This window comes from Micromonospora sp. NPDC049048, from assembly GCF_043197615.1.
In the GTDB taxonomy this organism is placed as follows: Bacteria; Actinomycetota; Actinomycetes; order Mycobacteriales; family Micromonosporaceae; genus Micromonospora.
Map to the genome: position 1 here is coordinate 1 of NZ_JBICTM010000038.1, position 1,095 is coordinate 1,095.

Annotated in this window: 1 rRNA gene; it reads left to right on the plus strand. The window is 55.3% G+C overall.

The annotated features are described in order from the left end of the window. Nucleotides 1–1,036: ribosomal RNA gene (locus ACGFIG_RS30760) — 23S ribosomal RNA — on the plus strand; the annotation flags it as partial. Between the last annotated feature and the right edge of the window lie 59 nt (nucleotides 1,037–1,095).

Here is a 1,095-nt window from a genome sequence, read left to right on the forward strand (position 1 = left end):
TTCGGGGCGAAGCGGAGAACTTAAGCGCCAGTAAACGGCGGTGGTAACTATAACCATCCTAAGGTAGCGAAATTCCTTGTCGGGTAAGTTCCGACCTGCACGAATGGCGTAACGACTTCCCCACTGTCTCAACCACAGGCCCGGCGAAATTGCATTACGAGTAAAGATGCTCGTTACGCGCGGCAGGACGGAAAGACCCCGGGACCTTTACTATAGCTTGACATTGGTATCCGAATTAGCTTGTGTAGGATAGGTGGGAGCCGGTGAAACCTGTACGCCAGTATGGGTGGAGGCAATCTTGAAATACCACTCTGGTTGGTTTGGGTATCTAACTTCGGACCGTTATCCGGTTCAGGGACAGTGTCTGGTGGGTAGTTTAACTGGGGCGGTTGCCTCCTAAAGGGTAACGGAGGCGCCCAAAGGTTCCCTCAGCCTGGTTGGCAATCAGGTGTTGAGTGCAAGTACACAAGGGAGCTTGACTGTGAGACTGACAGGTCGAGCAGGGACGAAAGTCGGGACTAGTGATCCGGCACTTGCGAGTGGAAGCGGTGTCGCTCAACGGATAAAAGGTACCCCGGGGATAACAGGCTGATCTTCCCCAAGAGTCCATATCGACGGGATGGTTTGGCACCTCGATGTCGGCTCGTCGCATCCTGGGGCTGTAGCAGGTCCCAAGGGTTGGGCTGTTCGCCCATTAAAGCGGTACGCGAGCTGGGTTTAGAACGTCGTGAGACAGTTCGGTCCCTATCCGCCGTGCGCGTAGGATACTTGAGAAGGGCTGTCCCTAGTACGAGAGGACCGGGACGGACGAACCTCTGGTGTGCCAGTTGTCCCGCCAGGGGCACGGCTGGTTAGCTACGTTCGGAAGGGATAACCGCTGAAAGCATCTAAGCGGGAAGCTCGCTTCAAGATGAGGTATCCCACCCCACTTTGTGGGGGTAAGGCCCCCAGCTAGACGACTGGGTTGATAGGCCGGAAATGTAAGCTCGGTAACGGGTTCAGTTGACCGGTACTAATAGGCCGAGGACTTGACTACTAAGCTGCTACGCGTCCACTGTGCAACTCACAGCAAACGAACAACAGACCACGAGTGTG